The organism is Patescibacteria group bacterium, assembly GCA_035288465.1.
GTDB lineage: Bacteria > Patescibacteriota > UBA1384 > DATEAH01 > DATEAH01 > DATEAH01.
The window spans coordinates 132,744-154,992 of sequence record DATEAH010000005.1; the positions used below are offsets into that span (position 1 = coordinate 132,744).

At 37.2% G+C, this 22,249-nt stretch carries 24 protein-coding genes and 1 tRNA gene; 4 read left to right on the top strand and 21 right to left on the bottom strand.

The genetic code is table 11. The features are described from left to right. Positions 1–3 precede the first annotated feature (3 nt). The 18 genes from VJJ80_01435 to VJJ80_01520 form a co-directional block, all read right to left on the bottom strand. A complete protein-coding gene (locus VJJ80_01435) occupies positions 4–918 on the bottom strand; it encodes a hypothetical protein (GenBank protein ID HLC38770.1) in 915 nt (304 codons plus the stop codon). Next, positions 919–1,167 (bottom strand): hypothetical protein, encoded by a 249-nt coding sequence (locus VJJ80_01440; protein ID HLC38771.1) that lies wholly within the window; start codon positions 1,165–1,167, stop codon positions 919–921. 85 nt (positions 1,168–1,252) lie between these two features. Next, positions 1,253–2,251 carry a dihydroorotase gene (locus VJJ80_01445; protein HLC38772.1) on the bottom strand — a complete coding sequence of 333 codons (999 nt, stop codon included), beginning with the start codon at positions 2,249–2,251 and terminating at the stop codon, positions 1,253–1,255. A gap of 85 nt (positions 2,252–2,336) precedes the next feature. Then, positions 2,337–2,861, bottom strand: a complete 525-nt coding sequence (locus tag VJJ80_01450; GenBank protein ID HLC38773.1) for an epoxyqueuosine reductase QueH — start codon at positions 2,859–2,861, stop codon at positions 2,337–2,339. Between the two features lies 1 nt (position 2,862). After that, positions 2,863–3,936: a Holliday junction branch migration DNA helicase RuvB gene (ruvB, locus tag VJJ80_01455; GenBank protein HLC38774.1), complete on the bottom strand. Its 1,074-nt coding sequence runs from the start codon at positions 3,934–3,936 to the stop codon at positions 2,863–2,865. Between the two features lie 156 nt (positions 3,937–4,092). After that, positions 4,093–4,662, bottom strand: coding sequence for a Holliday junction branch migration protein RuvA (gene ruvA / locus VJJ80_01460; protein ID HLC38775.1), 570 nt, complete (start codon positions 4,660–4,662; stop codon positions 4,093–4,095). Then, a complete protein-coding gene (locus tag VJJ80_01465; GenBank protein ID HLC38776.1) occupies positions 4,663–5,826 on the bottom strand; it encodes a tyrosine/phenylalanine carboxypeptidase domain-containing protein in 1,164 nt (387 codons plus the stop codon). Next, positions 5,813–6,673 (bottom strand): ATP-grasp domain-containing protein, encoded by an 861-nt coding sequence (locus VJJ80_01470; GenBank protein HLC38777.1) that lies wholly within the window; start codon positions 6,671–6,673, stop codon positions 5,813–5,815. The genes VJJ80_01465 and VJJ80_01470 overlap by 14 nt, the downstream gene beginning before the upstream one ends. A gap of 2 nt (positions 6,674–6,675) precedes the next feature. Continuing rightward, positions 6,676–7,983 (bottom strand): sugar-transfer associated ATP-grasp domain-containing protein, encoded by a 1,308-nt coding sequence (locus VJJ80_01475; GenBank protein HLC38778.1) that lies wholly within the window; start codon positions 7,981–7,983, stop codon positions 6,676–6,678. A 28-nt stretch (positions 7,984–8,011) separates the two neighbouring features. Then, positions 8,012–8,677 (bottom strand): 7TM domain-containing protein, encoded by a 666-nt coding sequence (locus VJJ80_01480; protein HLC38779.1) that lies wholly within the window; start codon positions 8,675–8,677, stop codon positions 8,012–8,014. A 103-nt stretch (positions 8,678–8,780) separates the two neighbouring features. Then, positions 8,781–9,191, bottom strand: coding sequence for a hypothetical protein (locus tag VJJ80_01485; GenBank protein ID HLC38780.1), 411 nt, complete (start codon positions 9,189–9,191; stop codon positions 8,781–8,783). A gap of 219 nt (positions 9,192–9,410) precedes the next feature. Next, positions 9,411–9,914: an HAD hydrolase family protein gene (locus VJJ80_01490; GenBank protein ID HLC38781.1), complete on the bottom strand. Its 504-nt coding sequence runs from the start codon at positions 9,912–9,914 to the stop codon at positions 9,411–9,413. Next, complete coding sequence (locus tag VJJ80_01495) at positions 9,911–10,975, bottom strand: glycosyltransferase family 4 protein (GenBank protein ID HLC38782.1); 1,065 nt, start codon at positions 10,973–10,975, stop codon at positions 9,911–9,913. The genes VJJ80_01490 and VJJ80_01495 overlap by 4 nt, the downstream gene beginning before the upstream one ends. An 11-nt stretch (positions 10,976–10,986) precedes the next feature. Then, entirely contained in the window at positions 10,987–12,444 is a 1,458-nt protein-coding gene (locus VJJ80_01500; GenBank protein ID HLC38783.1) for a trehalose-6-phosphate synthase, read from the bottom strand. Between the two features lies 1 nt (position 12,445). Then, complete coding sequence (locus VJJ80_01505) at positions 12,446–13,522, bottom strand: glycosyltransferase family 4 protein (GenBank protein HLC38784.1); 1,077 nt, start codon at positions 13,520–13,522, stop codon at positions 12,446–12,448. Positions 13,523–13,576: 54 nt separating this feature from the next. Continuing rightward, positions 13,577–14,542, bottom strand: coding sequence for a galactose-1-phosphate uridylyltransferase (galT, locus tag VJJ80_01510; GenBank protein HLC38785.1), 966 nt, complete (start codon positions 14,540–14,542; stop codon positions 13,577–13,579). A gap of 73 nt (positions 14,543–14,615) precedes the next feature. Continuing rightward, on the bottom strand, positions 14,616–15,089 hold the full coding sequence (ruvC, locus tag VJJ80_01515; protein HLC38786.1) for a crossover junction endodeoxyribonuclease RuvC: 474 nt from the start codon (positions 15,087–15,089) through the stop codon (positions 14,616–14,618). Between the two features lie 48 nt (positions 15,090–15,137). Next, complete coding sequence (locus VJJ80_01520) at positions 15,138–15,884, bottom strand: YebC/PmpR family DNA-binding transcriptional regulator (GenBank protein HLC38787.1); 747 nt, start codon at positions 15,882–15,884, stop codon at positions 15,138–15,140. Positions 15,885–16,176: 292 nt separating this feature from the next. Here VJJ80_01520 and VJJ80_01525 point away from each other — a divergent pair, with 292 nt between their 5' ends. Continuing rightward, the gene (locus VJJ80_01525) at positions 16,177–17,133 is read left to right on the top strand and encodes a hypothetical protein (GenBank protein HLC38788.1); all 957 of its coding nucleotides are present in this window, start codon (positions 16,177–16,179) and stop codon (positions 17,131–17,133) included. Between the two features lie 595 nt (positions 17,134–17,728). Here VJJ80_01525 and VJJ80_01530 read toward each other — a convergent pair. Next, positions 17,729–18,607 carry an MBL fold metallo-hydrolase gene (locus tag VJJ80_01530; protein HLC38789.1) on the bottom strand — a complete coding sequence of 293 codons (879 nt, stop codon included), beginning with the start codon at positions 18,605–18,607 and terminating at the stop codon, positions 17,729–17,731. After that, positions 18,591–20,150 (bottom strand): ComEC/Rec2 family competence protein, encoded by a 1,560-nt coding sequence (locus VJJ80_01535; GenBank protein HLC38790.1) that lies wholly within the window; start codon positions 20,148–20,150, stop codon positions 18,591–18,593. The genes VJJ80_01530 and VJJ80_01535 overlap by 17 nt, the downstream gene beginning before the upstream one ends. A 72-nt stretch (positions 20,151–20,222) precedes the next feature. Here VJJ80_01535 and VJJ80_01540 point away from each other — a divergent pair, with 72 nt between their 5' ends. The 3 genes from VJJ80_01540 to VJJ80_01550 all read left to right on the top strand — a co-directional run bounded on the left by VJJ80_01540 (position 20,223) and on the right by VJJ80_01550 (position 21,642). After that, the gene (locus tag VJJ80_01540; protein ID HLC38791.1) at positions 20,223–20,915 is read left to right on the top strand and encodes a hypothetical protein; all 693 of its coding nucleotides are present in this window, start codon (positions 20,223–20,225) and stop codon (positions 20,913–20,915) included. Between the two features lie 66 nt (positions 20,916–20,981). Further along, complete coding sequence (locus VJJ80_01545) at positions 20,982–21,506, top strand: hypothetical protein (GenBank protein HLC38792.1); 525 nt, start codon at positions 20,982–20,984, stop codon at positions 21,504–21,506. 64 nt (positions 21,507–21,570) lie between these two features. Continuing rightward, positions 21,571–21,642 (top strand) — tRNA-Lys (locus tag VJJ80_01550). Positions 21,643–21,837: 195 nt separating this feature from the next. Here VJJ80_01550 and VJJ80_01555 read toward each other — a convergent pair. Next, positions 21,838–22,164, bottom strand: a complete 327-nt coding sequence (locus VJJ80_01555; protein ID HLC38793.1) for a hypothetical protein — start codon at positions 22,162–22,164, stop codon at positions 21,838–21,840. Positions 22,165–22,249 lie beyond the last annotated feature (85 nt).

Below are 22,249 nucleotides of genomic sequence, written 5' to 3' on the forward strand. Positions count from 1 at the left end.
TAATTATTTATCATCAGGATTTTGGTTTTGATCTGGCTTTTTAACTGTCAAGTCCACAATCGTACCTTCGTGGAGCTCACCTTCGATTGGTTTTTCGGGGGTTTCGGGGGTTTCGGGGATATTTAAAACAGGTTCATTTTTATTTTCTGGAATTTTCGGAATTTGAAAATCAGGCGGGGCTGTTTTTGGAATATTTTCGGAAATCGGTTTTGATTCAGGTTCGATTGGGGCAGATTTGGGGGATAAATTTTCTGATTTTTCAGCACCTAAATTGGCAATTCCGCCGGGACGGCGCAAATCTTTATGATTAAAAACGCCGACAGCCCTCTCACCCAAACCCTCTGCAGTATCAATTGTTTTAAGTGCCACATTTCCAGATGGAGAAGAAATTAATCTTTTATATTCAGAGGTTAATTTTTGGGTAAATTCGCGCGGGTGGGGAATATTGGTGAAAATAAAATTACGGGCAGTACCGGCGGTTTGAATTTCGACACAACCGAAATCAAGCATGGTTCCAAAAAAACCGGTCACCTTGGCCGAAACATCTTCAACGTGCAAAATATCTAATTCGTCAATGGTGCGATTAAAGAGACCATTTTGATTAATATCAACGATTCGTTTATTGGTTAAAATGACGATGTCAAAATACAAATTGACAAAACCGAGTAAAAAGGCGGCGGAGATAAACAATAAATACATTGACGAAAATACAACCACAAAATTAATTATTGAACCTACAAAAAATTGCGGATAAAAACGAATGGAAATCATCAACAAAGCAAAGGGCACGATGAGCATCGCGAAAATGATGATAAAAATTATTAAAAACATAAACCAATGTTTTCTGGTGAAAATTAAAACTTCTTCGTCCACGTCAGCATTAGGAAAAATTTTACGTAACCGATCTTGATCTTCCATTTAGCCACCTCTAAAAATTTGGGGGATAAATTCTTCGATCGACGGAAAACTGACGCTCCCCCATTTTAAACTCAACATAATCGCTAATGAGAAAAAGATAATAATTCCGGTAACAACAATATAAGTGATCATCACTATCTTGGTCATATCACCACGAAAACCATATTTCCATAAATGATATAAACCTAAGCCGGAAATAATAATAAAACCTAATAAAAATGCCAAATAAGCTAATAATAAAATAATCATAAGTTTGCCTTTGACTGTATCATATCACAAAAAAGCTCAAAAATTAATGGCTAAATTAAAAAAAGAGCAAGTTTCTAAATTTTCCCTAAGTAGGAAACCTGCTCTGAAGGCTTGACAATTTATCGCCAAAAGCTTTGATGATATTGTCGCAAGTTAAAGCTTGAATTTGCTCCGGACTTAAACCTAAATCCTCGGGCAAAAAGCGTTCGACAAAATCTCGATAAAGATAAAGGGAAGGGATGCCAGACGGCGGATCTTGAGAAAATAGTTTTTCGCCAATGGCGTGAGGAGCATGGTCAGTTTCAACCCAATCGATTAAACCTGCTTGAAGGCATCTCCTAAGTCCTTCTACAACCGGCCAAACTCGCAAGGGAGGATTTACTTTGTAAATCAAACCATTGGCCTCTTTTTTCATAAATTCATTAGCCCACATTAAATAATGAGGAGTGACACCACAGGTAATTTTGATTTTGCCCCGAGCGTTATTAATCACATCAACTGATTCAGGGCAAGAAACATGACAAATATGCAGGGTACCAGCAAAACCCGTCTCAATCGCGAATTTAATTTGGTCTTGAATAGATTCAATTTCAGCTTCTTTAGGTCTCGACCAAGAATGTGAAATGGGGTTGGCGCGATTCCAAAGTTCGGGTTTCATTAAGTCTTCTTTCTCGCAATGCGCGGCTAAGACTCCCTTATACCCCAATTTGGTCAAAGTCTGATAAACCTGATACTGTTCAGTGTGAGTGGTAACTGCTAATGGACCAACTGATCTGCCGGCAAACATTTTTAAACCTACGATTCGATGGCTAAAATGTCTTTGTCCATAACATTCAATAGCTTCTTTTATTTGTTCAGGATCCGCGGTGACTCCCATGTATAAAAAGTATCTTTGATGTTGATCGTTTGGGACAAGTTCCAAAATATCAATAACGTCAGGTTCGGAAATAATTGGTCTCTTTTTATTCGGCATATCAAATACCACATCAACACCCTGTTGGGTGGCTAATTCCAGACCATGCGCAATCGTTTCTTTATGGGCTTCTTCTCTATCCCTTAAATGCTCGTGTGGATCGATTCTCATCTGGTTTGTGCCTCCTGTGTGTTGAGTTGTTAATGTCCAGCTGTGCAATTATTATACTTTAAAAAAATCTTTTACTCAAGCAAAATTAAGATTTATTTTTTAAACTATAAAAACAGCCGCAGTATTTTTGGCAATATAAACCCAAATCATGAGCTTTTTGGTGACCTTGGCGAAATTGGCTAACAAAATCTCGATCAATAAATTCTAAATGATATTTTTGAGCTAATTCCCCACCGATTTGGCGAACTTTGTCTAAATTCTGATAAGGACTAACCAATAAAGTGGTGGTGAAATATTTATAGTTTTTCGCGGCCGCAATCTGGGCAGTTTTCTCTAAACGTAATTTATAGCACGCAAAACATCTTTCGGGTTTTTCGAGATTTTCGTTCGCCACAAGATGCTCTTCGGCTTCATATTTTGCCACCATGATTGGCAAATTAATAATTTTGGCCAATTGCCTAACGGCTTTGAGTCTTTTTTGAAATTCTTTTTTGGGCTGAATATTGGGATTATAATAGAAACCTGTAACTTCAAAATCTTCAGCCCTTAATTTTTCCACCACCGAAATTGCGCAAGGCCCGCAACAAATATGAAGCAAAATTTTTTTCATTTTATTTGAACAATTTTTTCTGACGACGGCTAATTTTTTCTTTTTGAGCTTTTTTGCTAACTTCTTGAGGACATTTAAAACCTAAATATTCAAAGGCTTTGCTAGTCGCCATACGGCCCTTGGGAGTTCGCTTTAAAAAGCCTAAACGCATTAAATATGGTTCATAGACTTCTTCAATGTTGGCAATATCTTCAGAAGAGGCGGCAGCTAATGTTTCCAAACCTACCGGTCCGCCTGAAAATTTTTTAATTAATATTTCTAATAATTTTCGATCAGCTTTATCCAAACCAATACTATCAATTTGGAGCATTTTTAAGGCTTTAAGACAAATTTCTGGAGTGATTTTGCCTTGGTGCCTAACCTGGGCATAATCTCGGACACGGCGTAAAATTCGGTTGGCGATTCTAGGGGTCCTGCGGGCACTTTTGGCAATTAATATGATTGAAGTATTATCAATTGGAATCCTTAAAATTTTAGCGGCGCGCTTTAAGATCCTTTTGACATCTTTGATTTTATAATAATCTAGCTTAAAAATTGCGCCAAACCGGTCGCGCAAAGGCGAAGAAATCCCGCCGATTTTAGTGGTGGCGCCAATGACGGTAAACTTGGGCAGTTCTAACCGCAAGGTTTTAGCAGATGGTCCTTTTCCTATTATTATATCTAAGGCATAATCTTCCATCGCCGGGTAAAGCAATTCTTCAATCAAACGACCAAGTCGATGGATTTCATCAATAAACAAAATGTCAAAATCTGACAAACTGGTTAATATCGAAGCTAAATCTCCGGGCCGATCCAGAGTGGGACCCGAAGTAATTTTAATATTGGCAGACATTTCATGCGCCATAATTTGCGCCATACTGGTTTTGCCAATTCCGGCTGGACCATATAAAAGAATATGCTCTAAAGGCTCTTTTCTTTTTCTAGCCGCCTCGAGCATAATTTTTAAATTTTCTTTAATATTGTCCTGTCCGGCAAATTGCGCTAAAGTGCTAGGTCTCAAAGATGAATCGGCCGGGATTTCATCGGGTTTTAATTTACCACTTACTAAACGTTTTTTTTCTTTTTTGATTGCCATTTTAGGCTCACTTTCTCCCCTCCTTAAGGTAATGATATACTTAACGTTTACGGCCTCAGACCCCCTTTCTTTTTCGTAAAGAAAGTGTCTGACGCAAAGAAAACTAATTTGAAATCCCTATTCTGACAGAACCATGGAAAAGTTATTTTATATAATTTATTTTGCCATTTGCTTTAATGCCCAAGTAATTTTTTCTTCGGCGGTTTTTAAGTTTTTAGGAGTTTTGGCTAAGATTTTTTTGGCTTCTTCGGCTTTATAACCCAATGACTTGAGACCTTCTAAAACTTCACTATAATCCCCACCAGCGTCTAAAATGCTCAAATCGTCAACTGAGATTTTACTTTTAAGTTCGAGGATTAATCTGGTGGCAGTTTTTCGACCCACGCCAGAAATTGCCATAAACATTTCTAAATCATTGTTTAAAATTGCGTTTTTAATTTGTCCGCATTTGGCTCGGCTCAAGATTGCCATGGCCGCTTTTGGCCCAATTCCAGAAACTGTGAGCAATAATTCAAATAATTCCAATTCCTCAAAAGTTAAAAATCCAAATAGATCTTCGCAATTTTCCCGCAGATAATGATGCAAATATAATTTACTTCTTTTTCCAGTTTTTATGCCAGTCAAAGTTTGGGAATTTGCAAAAATTTTAAAGCCAGTATCGGCAGTTTCTAGAATCACAAAGTTTGGACCAACAAAATCTATTTTACCAGCCATGGTAATAATCATTTATATCCTTGATAATAATTGTTCAACTTCTAAATTTTCCGGTAATAATTTTATTTTAGTATTTTCGGCTAAGTTTAAGATTGAGTCTAAATCTTCTAAATTTGTTTTTCCACAATATAAATTTTTAAAATTTTGAGGATGTTGATGCAGATTATTGGTAACTTTTTTTAGACCTTGCCAATATATATTATCATACCAAAAACGAAAATTATGTGTATTTTGACAATCTGTAATGCCGCGAAAAATTCGAGCAGTCCGGCGCCAAGCTAAATCTTTTTTTATGCCTTTAGATTTTAATTTTTCAAAAGTTTCGCGAAAGTTTAAATTTTTAGAAAGGTGAAAAGCTAAAATGCTCAAAGCCTCGGAGCCAGTTTTTGGGAATCTGCATTTGCCATTCAAAACCGCCAAACCTTCTTCGCAAGTTAAAAAATTTTTACATCCCAAGGGCATACTTAAAATAGATAAGTTTGAATTCCAACCATTTTGTTGACGCAAAACATGGGTTTCAATTTCATGGGCAACTAATTGTTGAAGTCTAATTTTAGAAACTCGATGAGAATAAGGGATTATAATTCGAGGGCTATACTGACCCTCATTAATCACGCTTACGGTTATGGCAAGTGAAAATTTTTGATCAATAACCACGTTCCAGTGTCGAAGATGATAATGGCTAAGTGCTTTTTCAAAAACTTTTTTAATGGTAGTGGCGTCAAAATTACGAGATTTAATCTTTTTACGAGCTTTAAAAATCTTTTGGGCCTTTAAAATATCATCGGTGTTAGGTTTGCCGAATAAACTTTCAGATATTTTAGAAACTTGTTCGTCATTAATGCCGATTGCCTGAACTAATTCAATTTGCATTTTTAATTCTAATAATCTGTCAGCATACAATTTTTTAATAATTCGATTTTTTTCATTTTTTAAATCACTGAGGAAAACATCAATTAATTTTAAATAAACTTTTAATTTTGGATCGGTTTCATATTTAAAATGCGGGTTTTCAATCTTTCCAGAAAGAAAATCTTTTTTTTCAGCATCTAAATTTTTAGGTTTTACGTTAGCTAATAATAAAAACTGCGAGGCGATATCTGCTAATCTTTTTCCCCACCTTGCATCTAATTTTTCACGATTTAATTTTAGCATGGTTTTTTCAAAGCTCTTCAAAATATTCAATTATTTTTTTAGCAACATTAATACCAGTAATTTTTTCAAAAGACTTGAACATTGGCCCGCGATTAGCTTCTAATAAATAGTATTTCCCTTTATGCTCTAAAACATCAACGCCCGAAATATCATTTTTTTCCGCTTGGTTCGCAGCAATGGCTAATTTGGCTAATTTTGGATTCATCGGGTAACTTTTTGAATGCACACCAGAACTGGCATTTTGACCAGCCAAGGGAATTCCATGAGCCTTAGTTCTAACCATCGCACCTAATACCTTATTGCCAACAACAAGAATTCGAATATAACTATTGGTGGGAATAAATTCCTGAATAAGATAATTATCGACTAAATGATTTTGGAAAAATTTTTCAGCTTCGCCGAAATTGTTAATCAGATAAATATCCTTACTCTGCTTGCCCAAATTATGTTTAATAATAATTGGATAGGGGAGATTGTTAAATTTTTCTGGAGAGATTTTTTTTGCCATAAAATACCAAGTCTCAGGCTGAGGGAGATGATTTTTAGCAAATTGAAAACTGGTAAAATGTTTTCCTAGGAAAAATGGCTGTTTGGCTAAGCGTTGATCAATAACTAATCTACCATTTTCCAACATATATTTAGCCAAAATTTGAGCTTCTTCGGGGTGCTTAGTGACGCCGCGTGGTAATAGTAAATCATATTTTTGGGCTAAATCTTCACCGTCAATATTTATTACAAGTTTAGGTTCATATTTAATTGAAAATTGTTTGTAACCGACAAGATCGGCTGAGTGCCCTCTTTTTTCTGCTTCCTCTTTCAACCTGGTAGATTCTGGCGCGCCGCCCGCTCCTAAAATTGCAATTTTCACAATCACTCCTTTTTATAAACTTGTTTTAGGGTGGTTTTTTTAGCCGGGTCAATAATAAAATTTTTCAAGTCCCTTCTGCCAATAATCATGTCGCGCCTCAAATCACCACGATTAGCAATTGTGGCCGCGGTTTTAATTTTTTTACCCGAAATAATAAAGATTAAATTAATTAAAGGTCTCACTTGGTGACCGTGTGAAGAATGAACTTTTTTTGAACCAATTACCTTTTTATCTAAACTCAGTTCAGCGGCAATTTTTTGATCAATGCTGGTTCTAAAAGCACCGGTATCGGTTTTTGCCACCACATCTAAGTGTTGTTTTTTGGTAATTATTTTAACAGGTTCCAACATCCCCAAAACTCTTTTACCAGAAGCATCTTGAATTTCTCTAATTATTTCCCCACCAAATAGTTCTTTGGCAACGCGAATTGCTTTTTCCGTATCTTTTATTTTAAGATCTTCGACTCTTTCCAGCCTTCTTTTTAGGGGTGATAAATTTGCTAACTGGATCGCTAATCCTGGTCTGGCATTTAATTCCAATATTTGCGGGCCATCTTCGCGATCTAAAACAATATCCACTCCCAAATAACCCAAACCCACCGCTTGCTGTGCTTCGGAGGCTAAATATAAAATTTGTTCCCATTCTGGAATCTTTAAACCATTCAACTTTCTTTTAGTGCCTGGAAAATAACGAATTGTACGATTTTTCCACCAAGCACGCGTGGTAATGCCTGAAGCAATTTCTACGCCCACTGCTACCGCGCCCTGGTGAATATTTGCCCGCCCGCCAGAATCGCGAGTCGGCAATCTTAACATCGCCATCACCGGAATTTTGTTATAAACGATGACTCTAATATCAGGCGTGCCGCGAAATGAAATTCGTTTGAAAAAACGGTGAGTTTTAACTTTTTGTTCGATAAAAGCCGTGTCTGGAGCATTATTCATGGAAAAATTTCCATCTAAAATATCCAAAATATGCATTTTAATATCAGAAATATTAATTTCCGAACTATCTTGTTTTGACCAACCATGCTTTTTTTTACCAAAAACCACTAATATTCCCTCGCCACCAAAACCTCGAGCCGGCTTGATCACAAAACTGTTTGGTAAGCTTTTCCAATCAAAATTATCTAAATCTTTTTTAGATTCAAAAACTTGATAGATTTTTGGGGCTGACAAATGCGCTCGTTTAAGAATTTGTTTAGTAAGCAATTTATTATCCACCAACCTTTTGAGGCGGCGGGGATTGGAGGGAGCAATAAAAAGAAGGTTTCTAGAATTCATCCCTAATAAATTTTTGAATTTTGCCATCAAAACCCCCTTTACAATCTGGGATTTATTATTTAGATTTAATTACTTGTTGAAAACGAAAATATTCGGTCAACCTCAAACCTGTCCAACGACCAATTAAAAAATTAAAAATTATTAAGACTAAAATTATGGCCGGGTAACTAATAATAAAATTTTGAACCATCTTGGAGACCATTAAAAAATAGCAAAAAATAGAAATTATCAAAGTCTCAATCGTCAACCAACCAGCTTCACTCCAGCCACGTTCAATCTGTAAATTTATAAATCTTTCCACCAAAACAATCATCATCAACATTGGAAAAATCGCAATCCCAGTGAGGTTGCCAATACCTAAATTGGCGCTAAAAACAATTAACAAAAGAGTGATAAAACTTACTAAAGTCAAAATTAATGCGGCTCTGGGTAAATATAAAAGTCTTAATTTAACTAATAAAAAGCGAAAAACCGTACCTAGAACTAAGATGATCGCAAAAAAAAGCAAACCAAATTTAATGCCAGTGGCTAAAAATGAGATTGACAAAATCGAGGGTAAATAAATTCCCAAGCTTTTTAGGCCCACCACCTGGCGAATAAAAGCAATAATAGTGGCAATGATTGGAAACATCAAGACCAAAATAATCATTTCGCGGGGAATTCCATTCGTGATGGCTTGGTTTATCCAATCGCTCATAAAATTAAGAGACGATAAGTTCATAAGCCTCCTTATTAAACTAATCAAAAAGGAATAATTACTTTTTTAGCTAATTATTTACTGACTTTATTCTATTGTATATGAGGACGAAAAGCAACCTAGAGATTTATTTGTGGTAATATTTTTCCGCTAAATCAGCTAACTTTGATAAAAGTTGAGCATTGCCTTCAATTTTTTCCACTGAAACATCAGCAACATGGGCGGCTTTTTCTTGGCCTTTTTCACCGACTATTTCGGATTTGAGAACTAATACTCCGGCAGCTTTTCGTCCAGCTAAAGCAGCAGTTAAGTGCGCTGCCCGCAAGGCTTTGGCATCTTGGTTACTGTCTCCCATAAAGACTGCCCCATCAAAGCCGCCTGGAGTGCCTTTGAAATATGCTTTACGCTTCGGATCGTCTTCCTGGCGATATAACTGAATCAAACTTTTTTCCTTGCCCTGTTCCCCATATGGTGAAATTGATACTCCGCATTGCGGATTTTTAAGATCTGGATTTTTTCCAATCGTTAATTTATACAAAGGTTTTAATTCATCTGGAATATCGTGTTCATATTTTTGTTGAATAATCCCAATATATTCGTCCCATTTGGCTGGATCAACTTGATTTAAATTGTAGGTTTGCGTTAATCCCTCAGAAAAATCAGTATTAACCGCTTTTTTCTCAAGAATGACTTTTCCGGATTTAGTTTGAATTTCCGAGGTTAATTCAGGCTGATCTGTATCAATTATAGCCTCAGTTTAGGTTAAAAATTCATTTCGAATTCCGCCAAGTAAATTTGTAATTTGTTGTGAATGCGGCTGGAATTGTTCATCAATTATGCTTTCGCCTTGAGATGGATTATTGGGGTCTGTTTTGTAAACTTCCCAACCGGCAGTCCCAACGATTATTGAACCTGGAACTTCAATTTTAGCTGCACCATCAGCCCCGCTCCGACCAGTCATAACCACAATTGGAATTCCTGAATTTTGTAAGCGTACTAATGAGTCTTTGGCTAAAGGATCAACTTTACAGTCGCGCGGATCTTGAGCAAATGGTAGCACGGTACCATCTAAGTCTGTCGCAAAGACTAAACTTTGAGCAGTTTTTAATATATGCTCAAATTTATCTAGACTTTCTTCAACGGTGAGAGGTCTTTCTAATTCTGGGGTCCGAAATCTTTCTGATTGAGCGACTTTGCTAGTATTTTGTGGGGCTTTAAAATTTTCCGCTCCTTCGGGAGTATTTGATAACGTTTCGCTCATTTTAGCTTTCTATCCAAAACCTGCTTATATACTTTTTCATAATCATTAGTCATTTTTTGAATAGTAAAATTATCTTCAACATGCTTTCGGCAAGCTCTTCGATCTATTTGACCAATTTTTTTGACTGCTTCTGCCATCGCATCAATATTTCCAGGCTCAACTAAAAACCCGGTTTTACCATCAACAACGGTTTCAGATAATGCCCCGCGATTAAAAGTAACGACCGGCGCCCCACAAGCCATGGCTTCAACCGGCACTAAACCAAAGGGTTCGTCCCAAAAAATCGGATTTAAAAGACAAATTGCGTATTTTAATAATTTATTTTTTTCCTCAAAATCTGCTTCACCGACATAGCGGATCTGCGTGCCATCAATTAAGGGTTCTATTTCTTTTTTATAGTATTCAACATCGGCTTTTGATTCTTGATCTAATTTGGCTGCCATAATTAATTTCATTTTTAACTTTTTAGCCACCAAAATCGCTTCCTTTGTACCTTTTTCGTAAGTTATTCGTCCCATCCAAAATAAATAGTCTTTGGGCTGATTTTTAAAGGCAAATTGATCAACTTCAACACCATTATAAACCGTCGCAATATAATTTAAATCTTTTAAGGCACGTTGAGCATTAGAAATACTCACATATAAACTATCCCTAAATGTCTTGAGCAGTCTGGTTCTTTCAGGTGGATTTTCGGCGCGATCAATATTACCATGAAGGGTGTGAATAATTGGAACGTTGCTAATTTTGCTGAAAACTGAACTATAATTAACAGCGTGGCTATGAATAATATCAGCCTTATTTTTAATCGCATATTCAACAGCTTTAGCCACATTTGTTAAACTATCAGCATAGCTTGTCCAGGCAACCCCATCACGATATAAGGCGCGCGGATAAACTGAAACTAATTTTGCTTTTGTAATTGAATCTCCAGTTGCAAATAAGGTGACATCGTGACCGCGTTTAACCAATTCTTCGGTTAAATTTGAAACAACTCTTTCCGCACCACCATATAAAGGTGGGGGAGTTCTTTCGCGCAAACTGGAAATAACGACAATTTTCATTTTCCCTCGTTTTATATTTTTAACAATTCTTCAAGAAATGTCCCAGCCCATTGAAAAACATTATTTTCCGCCGCAGATCGCTTTAAAATTTGCATACGTTCAATTTTTTGTTTACGGGGCATTTCTAGGGCTAATTTAATTTTATCGGCGGTTTGTTCAATATTATAAGGGTTAATCATCACCGCCTCAGTGAGACCTTTTGAAGCACCGGCAAATTTTGAGAGCATCAAAACCCCTTCAGGTCGGCAGCTCGCGACATATTCAAAACTAGCTAAATTCATGCCATCATCTAAAGAATTCACCAGACAAAGGTCGCCGCTTTTGTAAAAAGAAACAATATCTCGAAAATTAAGTTTTTCCTCAATAAAGTAAATCGGCACCCATGTTCCCTTTTTATATTTCCGATTAATCTTATCAATCCGATTATAGACATCTTTTCGAAGCTGACGATATTGCGGGATTTTTTCTCTCGAAGTTGCCCCTAAACCAACATAAACAAATTTTTTCTGATACTTGGGATATTTTTCCAGGAAACGATCAATGGAATCGAGCCTTTCTAAAATTCCCTTGGTATAATCAATTCTATCCACGCTCACCGCTAAATGTTTGTAAGGACTCTTGACCACATTTTTAATAAAAGGGCTTATCCTTTCTCTAATTTTTTTAGCGGTTCCGGCAAATAAATTATAATCTGTCCCAATTGGAAAAGAACGGATATACGTCCGGCGACCATGATATCTAACGTATGAATCTTCACGGTTAACGCGAGCTTCAAATGATCTTTCAATGCTATTGAGAAAATTATTAATATGATAATTTCGGTGAAAACCTAATAAATCATTTCCCAATAAACCTTGAAGAATTTCTCGACCCCAAGGACAGGTTCGAAAAATTTCATAGGTTGGCCAAGGAATGTGCCAGAATTGGGCAACTTTAATCTTTGGATTTTTTTCTTTTAATAATTTTGGCAACAAAGCAAATTGATAGTCTTGAACCCAAATTAAGGCTTTTTTTGAACCAACTTCTTTGAGGATAATTTCGGCAAACTTTTCGTTAACTTTTTTATAAGCTTGCCAATATTTTTCATCAAAAGTCGGCCGTACATAAACAATATGACACAATGGCCAAAGGGTTTGGTTGGAAAAACCAAAATAAAAATCATTAATTTCCTGATTGGTTAACCAAATTCTTTTGAGCTGATACTTGGGATTTTTTGGCGGCAAACCAACTTTGTCATCAACATCTACCACTTTTTTATCCGTTTCACCATTGCCAATTGCGGCCCATGTCCCACCGGTTGCCTGCATCACCAAATCTAATGACGCTCCTACGCCACCTGGGGTTCGGCGGGCAAGTATTTTACCATTGCTGACATAATGCTGATACGGTTCTCGAAAGGAAACAACGATTAAATTGTAATCTTTAAACTGGTCCTTGACTAATCTTTTTAGAGAATTCAGAGTCCACATTTCAACTCCTTTTTTCCCTCGGAAAATTATTAATTATTTCAAGATATACTTTTTCATAATCTGCAACCATCTTAGAAACTGAAAAATTTTCCATGACATGCTGACGGCAAACTTTTCGATCAATCTGGTCAATTTTTTTTAAAGTTTCAATTGCACCATCAACATCTTTTACTAAAAAACCGGTCTCGCCATCTTTGATTAATTCTGGCATTGAACCACGCTTGGTGGCAATTACAGGCGTACCAGTCGCCATGGATTCAACCGGCACTAAACCAAAAGGTTCGTCCCACTGAATTAAATTTAATAAAGCTTTGGCATTTCGCAATAATTTATTCTTCTGTTCGTGATTTGCTTCGCCAAAATAAATGATTTGCTTATTATCAAAATGCGGCTCAACTTCTTGATGATAATATTCCATATATTCTGGGTTCATTTCGTCAATTTTGCCAGCCAAGATTAATTTTTGGCCAGTTTTTTTGGCCACTTGAATCGCTTCCCTGGGACCCTTGGATTCTGAAAATCTGCCCATCCAAAATAAATAATCTTCGGGCTGATCATTAAAATCAAATTTATCAACTTCGATGCCATTATAAACTGTGGCCACATAATTTAGATTAGGAATTTTTCGCTGAGCATTGCTAATGGTGACCAAAGGATGCTCTCGATATTTTTCTAAAAAGATTTTTCGATTTGCTTTATCCGGTGTAGTTGGCATTTCAAAATGCATTGTTGAGACAATTGGAGTTTTTAAATACCGGGCAAAGGGCAAAACAAAATAGTCAACCCGGGTATTAAATTGGACATGAATAATATCAAATTCTTTTTCCATATCTAAAGCCTGGGTTAAATTTAATAAAGGATATAAAAATTCATTCCAGCCAATACCCATTTCTCGTAAAGTTTTAGGGACGACCGAAACTAAACGTGCGGAGGTTTTAGAATTGCCAGAAGCAAAAACTGTCACTTTATGCCCATTTTTAACCAACCCTTCCGCGAGGTTGTAAACGACCAATTCTGTCCCACCATATTTTTCTGGCGGTACTTTTTCCCAAATAGTTGAAACAATAGCAATTTTCATTGCGAGGTTTCCTTCCAAATTTATTAACTATTTTGTTTATGAAATCGAATTTGCTTATTTTTTCTTTAAGAAAAGGGCGCCGCGTTCTGGCGAAACAATATCAATTGGGATGCCGGCGCCTAATTCAAAACCGCCCCAGAAAGACATTCTCGGTGTAATCTCAATATGAAAATGATAAAAATTATTACCTTCTAAAATATCAGGTGGAGTACTGTGAATATATAGATTATATCCCGGATCACCTAATTTTATATCAATTTTGGCTAAGACTTCGTGTAAAATTTTGGCCATGTTTTTTCTTTTAGCATCCCTAATATCTTCAAAATGCGGGATGTGATCTTTTGGAACAATCCAAGTTTCAAACGGAAATCTGGGGGCAAAAAAGGCAAAAGCGACAAAATCATCATTTTCTAAAATAATGCGGGCTTTTTGCTTTTTTTCTTCTTGAATAATATCGCAATAAACGCATCGATGGTGTCGCTGGTGATAATTTTTAGCACCATCCATTTCTTTGGTCAAATTAATAGGAATTACCGAGGAAGCGAAAAGTTGTGAGTGAGGATGAGCGACAGTCGCCCCAGATTCTGGACCATGATTATGAATAACCATCACATATTCAATATCTGGATCTTTATAATAATATTTCATACGCTTTTGATAAGCCATTAAAACTTCGTCGACTGATCGTGGACTTAATTCGGAAAAGTCACGAAAATGATCTCGAAAAATTAAAACTTCATGAGCGCCAACACTATTGGTCGAAAAATAAAGGTTTGAAGCTTGAAAAATAATTTTCTTTTCCATAGTAAAAACCGGGTATTTATTGGGAATCACGAGTACATTTTTAGTTGATACTTCGGCAATAACAGTTTTTCTGGCGGCACTGTCTGGACAAAAAGGACAATCCTGAGTTGGAACCTTTGGGGGTTTAGCGCGAACATAATCTCTTGGTCTTTTCGCACGTTCTGGGGCAATAATTGAATAATCCCCAGTAATAATATTTTGTCTTAAAACTGGCATCCGTCTCCTTGCTAGGCATTTGGTTTATTTTAATATTTTTTGATATTTTTTTCAAGCCCTAACATGATAATTTTTAGTATTTGCAATTATTATGCCCGCAAATAGCGACTGCTAAGGCGTCAGCCGCGTCATCTGGTTTGGGTAAAAAATCTAATTTCAAAATTGCTTTAACCATATTTTGAACTTGGACTTTATCAGCCCGACCATGACCGCAAACCGATAATTTGACTTCAAGCGGAGTAAATTCTAAAATTTCTTTTTTGGCCTTTGCCGCCGCTAATAAAACGACTCCACGCGCTTGGCCGACTGCCATCGCGGTTTTGGCATTATTGAGAAAAAAAAGCTTTTCCACGGCAACTAAATCAGGAGAAGTCTCTTGAATGATTTGGCTAATATCCTGATAAATTTCAATTAATTTTTCCGGCAAGGGAATTTTCGGCTTGGTGGCAATCACCCCATAATCTAATAATTTATAACAATGTTTTTCCAGTCTAACTAAACCAAAACCAGTAGTGGTGGTGCCAGGATCAATCCCTAAAATTATCATCTGACTCCATTTTATCAAAAAATTAAAATCAAATCTCTTTTTTTAATATTAAGCCTCGGTCTCTTTGATTAAATCATCAGGAATATCAAAATTTGCCGCCACAGAAACAACTTCATCAATATTATCTAACTCGTCCATTAGTTTTAAAATTTTTTTCGCCGCACTCGCATCTTCTACCTTGACAATATTTTTGGGAATCATGCTGATTTCTGAATTAATTATTGCGAGATTTTGTTTTTGGAGTTCATTTTTAACTTTTTCTAATTCCTCGGGTTTAGTATAAATTAGGATTTCACTTCCTTCATCTGTGACATCATCAGCGCCGGCGTCAATGGCGATCAATTCTATTTCTTCTTTGTCTTCCCGATGGGACCCCTTTGGGACAATCCTTATAATTCCTTTTTGTTCAAACATCCAACTGACTGAACCTGAACCCGCTAATTTGCCACCGGATTTATCGAGGATGTTTCTAATTTGTGAAGAGGTGCGATTTTTATTATCAGTGGTAATAGAAATTAAAATTGCCACTTTTTCTGGACCAAAGGCTTCATAAGTGGCATCTTCAAATTTGACATCACCCAGTTCACCGGTGCCGCGTTTAATCGCTCGATCAATATTTACTGAGGGCAAATTGGCTTGTTTGGCTTTTTCAATGGCTAAACGGAGCTTGATTTCGGATTTTTCGCGCGCAGCGATAGCAATAAGATGGGCTAATTTGGTAAAAATTTTACCTTTTTTCTTGTCAGCAATTTCTTTTCTAAATTTTATATTTGACCATTTTGAATGACCCGACATCTTCGCTCCCTTCAGTCGCTCAAAATTAAAGATTAAAAATAAAAGATTCAAGATGAATATAAAAAACGATATGCAATTTTTGAAATTTACTCTTAATTTTTGCCCTTTGCTCTTTTATTTTACTCTCTTTTGATGAAAAGTCCAGTTTTTACTTGACTTTTTGATTTTGATGTGTTATAATATAGGCATTCGAGGCTAACTTTAGCTTCGTTCGTGATATTGTTCGTTAACAAAACCCTTCGGGGTTAAACTTTCCGCCTCTGCGGCGGAGAAGGAGGTGTTAACCGTGAGGTTGGCACTTGCAATCGTCGTGTTGCTCGTTGTTGCTGCGTCAGTCACATTGGCGCAGTCGGCCCCAACCTGCGTGGTCGTCGTTGACCCGCAGGCCGAGTACGGCTACGGCGGTTATGGGGGGTACGACGGGAGCTACTATTACAGCTCCCAACTCTCCCAGATCGCCAAGCAGGAACTGGAGGCTGCGCTCAGCGAGCGCGGCTGGCTGGTTCTGCTCAATGCCTCGGACGTCGGTCCGACCCAGGAGGAGTTGCTTCTTGAGAACTCCGAATGGGGCATCAACGGCAGAAATCGCCAACCTATCGGTGATTTCACCGGAGCAACAGAGACATTTCTTGTCTCCGCCTTCACATTTGGCGGCCGCGATTTTGAACTCGCGGCTTGGCTGGATGATGCCTATCCTTCGGTCCGACTCTCGGACCTACGGGTGAAGGCGATTATCCGGCGTTCGTCAACGCGGACCCGGGAGGTTCCCGCGGTCTATGAGGGCTACGGCTCGAAGCGGATTGTCAAAGACGTCCGCTTGGGTATCCAGTCCTCGCGGAATTTCTGGGGTGGTCTTGTTCAATTGGCAAGCCAGGCTCTCGAAGCTGGTTTAACTGATTGGCAAGACGCCGGACGAGCCGCCGCACGAGGCGCCATCGAAAATGCCCTTCGGGGTATTGAAGCGCCACGCCAACTGGCTCCCACAACCAGTTCGTCAGCTTTCACAAGCGCTGACGCGCAAACGTCAACCCCCCGGTACATTTTCCTAATGCTTTATGGTCAGGAAGTTTCCGAGGGCGACCGCTTCGGCATTTGGCGAGACAATCGTCAGATCGCCGAGGTTGAGGTCGAGTTTGTCCGCTCAGACAACCGAGCATCCTGTCGAGTACTTCGCAGCTCGGTTCCTGATCTTGGCCGCCCCGGCGACTCCGCCCGCAGTCTCACCCCGACCATCCCCATAGAGCAGTAGCTCCACCAATCTCTCCCTAAGGGAGGTGAAACAATGCACTTCGAAACTAGAGTAGTCGTTGTAGAAACTGAAGGTAGGGGCGTCAGGGCAGCAACCGAACAACTCGCCGTGGATATTGCACTGCTTGGATCCGAAGGCTGGGAGGTCAAAGGACTCAGCAGCATGCTCCCCGACGAGTACCACGGGTACCATATCTGCGTCCTCCAACGCCCCACCTCTACCAAGTCCTAACGTCTCGTCGCAAGTGAGTACATCGTGTGCATCCTCGCCCGACCCATCGAGGCCGGCTAACATTAGCGGTCTCGCTACCTGGAGTTGGATCTGATGATCATAACCTCAAGGTTATGATTTAGCGGCAAACCGCTATCTGCCTCCCGGCAGAAAATCAGACCCAGCTCCTTTTCGTTTTCAAAAAATAAATTGAGAATATAGAGCGAGGCGTCTCCTAAGAAAAGTGTCTCGAGCCAAACCCGAGGGAATTTTTTAAATAAGTTGAAAGTTTATGGTTTGGCGAAAGTCAAGTGATGATCGAGAAAATTTTATCAAACAAGAAAAAATTATCGGAGCGTCTTTTCGTGGAGTATGTTGAGCGAAATTATTTGGCGGTTTTAACTTGATAAGTTTGACCGTTAGTATTTATCTCTATGATTCCGTTTTGATCTGTTCTCAATATTTTAATATTTGGAATTTGTTTTAATAAATCTAAAGTTTTTTTGGTGGGATGGCCATATCGATTATTTGCACCCACAGAAATTATTGCCACTTCAGGATTTACTTGACTTAAAAATTCGGTCATAAGAGCGTTTGACGAACCATGATGCGAGACTTTCAAGACTGTACTTTTAACCATTTGATTATGACTTAAAAATTCGGTTTGTGCATCTTGTTCTAAATCGCCCATAAAAATCGCGGAAAATTTTGAATCTTCTAATCTTATCACCACCGAACTATTGTTTGGGTTATTCATAGTTTTGCCTTGTAAATTTTTAATTGGATATAAAATTTTTAGTTTAATTTGGTTTTGTTGAAAAACTATTTGCCCTATTTGAGCTTTTTTTGTTTGTATTTGTTTATTTTTTATAAGACTTAAAATTTCAGTGTATTCTGGACTGGAATAGGCGACACCGGTTAACCAGATATTTCCTATTTGATATTTATTAATAACGTCAATCAAGCCAGCTATATGATCTGCGTGCGGATGAGTAATAATTATTGACTCAATTTTTCGGTCATTAAATGGCATATTCTCGCCCAGACACGATAAGACAGAATTATCCGGACCACCATCAATTAAAATTTGTTCATTTAATCCAGGTTCAACAATAATTGCATCCCCTTGTCCAACATCACAAAAAACTATTTCTAAATTATTTTCCGATTGTTGGTTTTGAAAAACCGACAACCAAATTAAAATTGCAATTCCCACTAAAAACCCAAAAAATGGCGCCATAATTTTATTAGATATTTTTGGCATTTAATTTCTTTTGTAATTTAATAATTTTTTTATCTTTTTGATAATACCAAATTAGAAAAACAGCCATTAATAAATACCAAGAAAATAAAATTGGACTCGAAATTGTAATTTGTTCTAAAGAAGCGAAAGGAATTTTAGCAAAATTTGTGACGACTAAAATTATATATTTCAATACCAGCCAAGAAAACCAACCGACAACTTGACTAAAACTGATAAAGATAAAAGATGACATAACTGCCAAAAAACCCAAAAGCATCGCTAAGGGAATGATTGGTAAAATCAAAACATTCACAATCGGCGCGACCACTGAAATCCTATGAAAATTAAATAAAATCAAAGGGGTAGTTAAAATTTGTGCAGATAATGTGGCTAACAGAGGTTCGGTAATAATTTTAGGAATTTTAGGATACAAACGCCAACGAGAAAAATAATTTTCTAAGATCGGGACAAACCAAATTAAACCTGCCACGGCCATAAATGAAAGTTGAAAACCTAAATCTGCCCGAATAATACGCGGATTTATTAAAACCATCAGCAGCGCGGTAATTATTAAGGCTAAACTAATATCAGATTTTCGTCCCAATCTTTCTGCCCAAATTATAAACATTGCCATCACCGCTGCCCTGACTACAGGTGGCTCAGCGCCAACCATAACCGTGAAAAGAAAAACACCAAGAACCGCGGTGATAATTGACAATTTTTTCGACCACCTTTTGGTTAAGGACATAAAAACTTTAATAATAATGGTAATATTAAAACCAGAAATTACCACAATATGGGTAGTACCGGTTAAATTAAAAGCAGACATTAAATTTTCAGGAATTGAATTTTTCGCGCCGATGAGCAAGCCGGCTAAAAATGAGCTTTCCGGTTCCGGTAAAATTAAATTAATTTTTTGAGAAAAATTCTGTTTAGCTTTTGACAAAGCACTCAGTAAGGCTTGCCAGCTGGAGGCAACAAAATTTTGCTTAAGATCGACGGGTTTTTCAATTTCGGTAATCTTAGGATAAGACATTAGTGAATAAATTTCTGACTTGGCTAAGTATTGACCATAATCAAATTCCGAAGATGATTTTGGCTTTAAAATTTCCCCGGAAATTTCTAACCACTGGCCCTGTTGATATTCTGGAAATCGCCTGAGCTTGATTAAAATTTTACCTTGAGCATTTTGAAAATCTTTTTGATTTTCTGGATGAATTCGATATGTCAAAATAACAAATTGCTGCTGGTCTGATTTTATATCTGGGGTTTTGACAATTTGACCCTGAATCTGAACAGTTTGATTTTGCCAGCTCGAAAGCTGATCTGGATGGCGCATTTCATAAAAATGTGAATAAAAGATGCCAAACAAGAAAAATAAACCGGCAATGACCATAAGGCGAATTTGAAGATCTTTCCAAAATGAAATTAGCAAAATCAATAAAAAAATTAGAGCCAAGACCATAATCAAATTATTATAACCCAAAAAAGAGGCCGCAAAGATACCAAATAGTAATGCCGCCGAAGAAATTAACAAATATCTTGATTTGCCAATTTTTTTCATTATTATTATCTTAACATATTTGACGAAACTTCGAATATTTACTAAAATGAAAGAGAGATTAAAGGAGGGCAATTGGGACGAACGGTTAAAATAATAATCACGATTTTATTAATAGGGATTGTCGGTTTTGGCGGATATTATTTTTATATGCAAAGGCAGCAAAATACAACTCAGACTAACACGACCACTGATAACACCACCCCCCCTACAAACGATGGGAGCTCAACAACCAGTACTGAAATTAAAACGATAATCACTGTCAATCCGCAAGATTATGACAACGCTCTTCAAAAAAATTTTGATACCGCTTCCCAAAAAGCTAGCCAATGGCAAAGTGATGCTAAATTTGTATATTTACAAATAGATTTGCCAAATAATTTAAATCCAGATAAAGCTAATGAAACTTATGTTTTTATCTCTGCAAAATCACCCTCAAATTATTGGACGATTGCTCAAAATTTAGCTGGAGAATATATTCGAGCAATTATTCCCAAAACTGATTTTTTAAAAAACGGAAGTCCTAAAGAAATTTTTACAAAATATTGGAAAACTGATTGGATAACGGCTTTTCAAAAAGCCGATTTAGAATCTGGAAAAGCCTTTCGAGAAAAATATCCCAATGATCTGGAAATTTCTGCCAATCTTACACATGGCGGCCCCAATGATTATTTGACTTGGATTATCAAGTACAATGCACCCAAAGCTGGCGAAAAACTTGAGGTTCAGGTTGATGCGGCGACTGGTGAAATTAATCAATCTTCATAATATTTTTTACAAATTGACAATTATTCTAAATAGATTAAGATAAAAAGAGAAAGAAAGGAGCGGGATTTGAACTCTCCCAGCTGGGATTTATTTATTATTATCTTTTTAGCAATTGCCACCGGCTATGGTTTTATTTTGCAAAAAGAAAAAGCCGCCGCGACTTTAATCAGCACTTATATCGCCTTAGCTGTCACCTCGGTTTGGGGCGAAGCGGTTTATAATATTTTATCCGGCAACACCATTTTATTTAATCAGGTTTGGTTTCAATCACATTTAAGCATCTTTACGGTTAAAGCGATTATGTTTGGTGCTTTTATTGTTTTGCTCTCCTTAAAAGGGGAGTATCTTAGTTCCAGAACCGGCACCGTCGGCTCAACGATTCTTCTATTCCTATATAGTTTCTTAAATGCTGGCTTGATTGTGGCGACAATAATTTCATTTATGGATGAAGCGGCGAGAACTAACCTACTTTTGCAATCCCAAGCCGCAGAAATGATTTTTAAATATCAAAATTATTGGATCGCGTTGCCGGCAATTATTTTAATTGTGGCTGGTTTTCGCAAAAAATCTAATTCCCAATCCGAACAATAAATTGACTTTAGTCTCCAAATTTGGTATTATAATTTTGAATTTGGAGATTTTTTATTATTAACGAGGGCCCGTAGCTCAGTGGTAGAGCGACAGCCTTTTAAGCTGTGCGTCGCGGGTTCGATCCCCGCCGGGCCCTTTTTCAAGAATAACCTCTTTTGAGGTTTTTCTGAAAAATGCTAGGTGTGGCGAGAACTCGCTGGCGATAAGCAATATATTAAACAAAATATCATTCAAAACAGAAATTTATGATCTATTTTTTTGATATTCGTGGATATTAAAATATGGCCACCCGAAGGTAGCCATATTTATTAAGAAGATTTTATCAAATCATTTATTGTGTTTTGGGGGCAGCCGGAGCAGAACCGACTTTGCCATATTTCTTGACCACCATAAAGTAGTAAAGTAAGTCGGCTAACCAAAGGAAACCCAATAATAATCCCAAAATCATCACAATTAACCAAGTGGTTTTTTCAGGAAAATCTCTTTTACTCAAATCAATTACCAGGATAATCCACCAGATAAAAAATAACAGACCTATTAAACCGGCGATGATCCAAAAAATTAACATTCCACCCAAAATAGTAGCACCGGCAGCGGCCGCGGCAGCATCAGTAGCTTCAGTAGAAGTGTCTGTCAACTGCGCTAATAATGAAAACATTGCCCTCCTTAATTTAACACCTAAAATTCAAAGCTCTGAATTGGTGTTGATTATTAATTAACTATATTTTTACTTTATCAAACTC

Bases quoted from the DNA above. Each gene is read 5' to 3' on its own strand.
- VJJ80_01435 (HLC38770.1), bottom strand. From the start codon at position 918: ATGGAAGATCAAGATCGGTTACGTAAAATTTTTCCTAATGCTGACGTG.
- VJJ80_01440 (HLC38771.1), bottom strand. From the start codon at position 1,167: ATGATTATTTTATTATTAGCTTATTTGGCATTTTTATTAGGTTTTATT.
- VJJ80_01445 (HLC38772.1), bottom strand. From the start codon at position 2,251: ATGAGAATCGATCCACACGAGCATTTAAGGGATAGAGAAGAAGCCCAT.
- VJJ80_01450 (HLC38773.1), bottom strand. From the start codon at position 2,861: ATGAAAAAAATTTTGCTTCATATTTGTTGCGGGCCTTGCGCAATTTCG.
- ruvB (HLC38774.1), bottom strand. From the start codon at position 3,936: ATGGCAATCAAAAAAGAAAAAAAACGTTTAGTAAGTGGTAAATTAAAA.
- ruvA (HLC38775.1), bottom strand. From the start codon at position 4,662: ATGATTATTACCATGGCTGGTAAAATAGATTTTGTTGGTCCAAACTTT.
- VJJ80_01475 (HLC38778.1), bottom strand. From the start codon at position 7,983: ATGGCAAAATTCAAAAATTTATTAGGGATGAATTCTAGAAACCTTCTT.
- VJJ80_01480 (HLC38779.1), bottom strand. From the start codon at position 8,677: ATGAACTTATCGTCTCTTAATTTTATGAGCGATTGGATAAACCAAGCC.
- VJJ80_01490 (HLC38781.1), bottom strand. From the start codon at position 9,914: ATGAGCGAAACGTTATCAAATACTCCCGAAGGAGCGGAAAATTTTAAA.
- VJJ80_01495 (HLC38782.1), bottom strand. From the start codon at position 10,975: ATGAAAATTGTCGTTATTTCCAGTTTGCGCGAAAGAACTCCCCCACCT.
- VJJ80_01500 (HLC38783.1), bottom strand. From the start codon at position 12,444: ATGTGGACTCTGAATTCTCTAAAAAGATTAGTCAAGGACCAGTTTAAA.
- VJJ80_01505 (HLC38784.1), bottom strand. From the start codon at position 13,522: ATGAAAATTGCTATTGTTTCAACTATTTGGGAAAAAGTACCGCCAGAA.
- galT (HLC38785.1), bottom strand. From the start codon at position 14,542: ATGCCAGTTTTAAGACAAAATATTATTACTGGGGATTATTCAATTATT.
- ruvC (HLC38786.1), bottom strand. From the start codon at position 15,089: ATGATAATTTTAGGGATTGATCCTGGCACCACCACTACTGGTTTTGGT.
- VJJ80_01520 (HLC38787.1), bottom strand. From the start codon at position 15,884: ATGTCGGGTCATTCAAAATGGTCAAATATAAAATTTAGAAAAGAAATT.
- VJJ80_01530 (HLC38789.1), bottom strand. From the start codon at position 18,607: ATGCCAAAAATATCTAATAAAATTATGGCGCCATTTTTTGGGTTTTTA.
- VJJ80_01535 (HLC38790.1), bottom strand. From the start codon at position 20,150: ATGAAAAAAATTGGCAAATCAAGATATTTGTTAATTTCTTCGGCGGCA.
- VJJ80_01555 (HLC38793.1), bottom strand. From the start codon at position 22,164: ATGTTTTCATTATTAGCGCAGTTGACAGACACTTCTACTGAAGCTACT.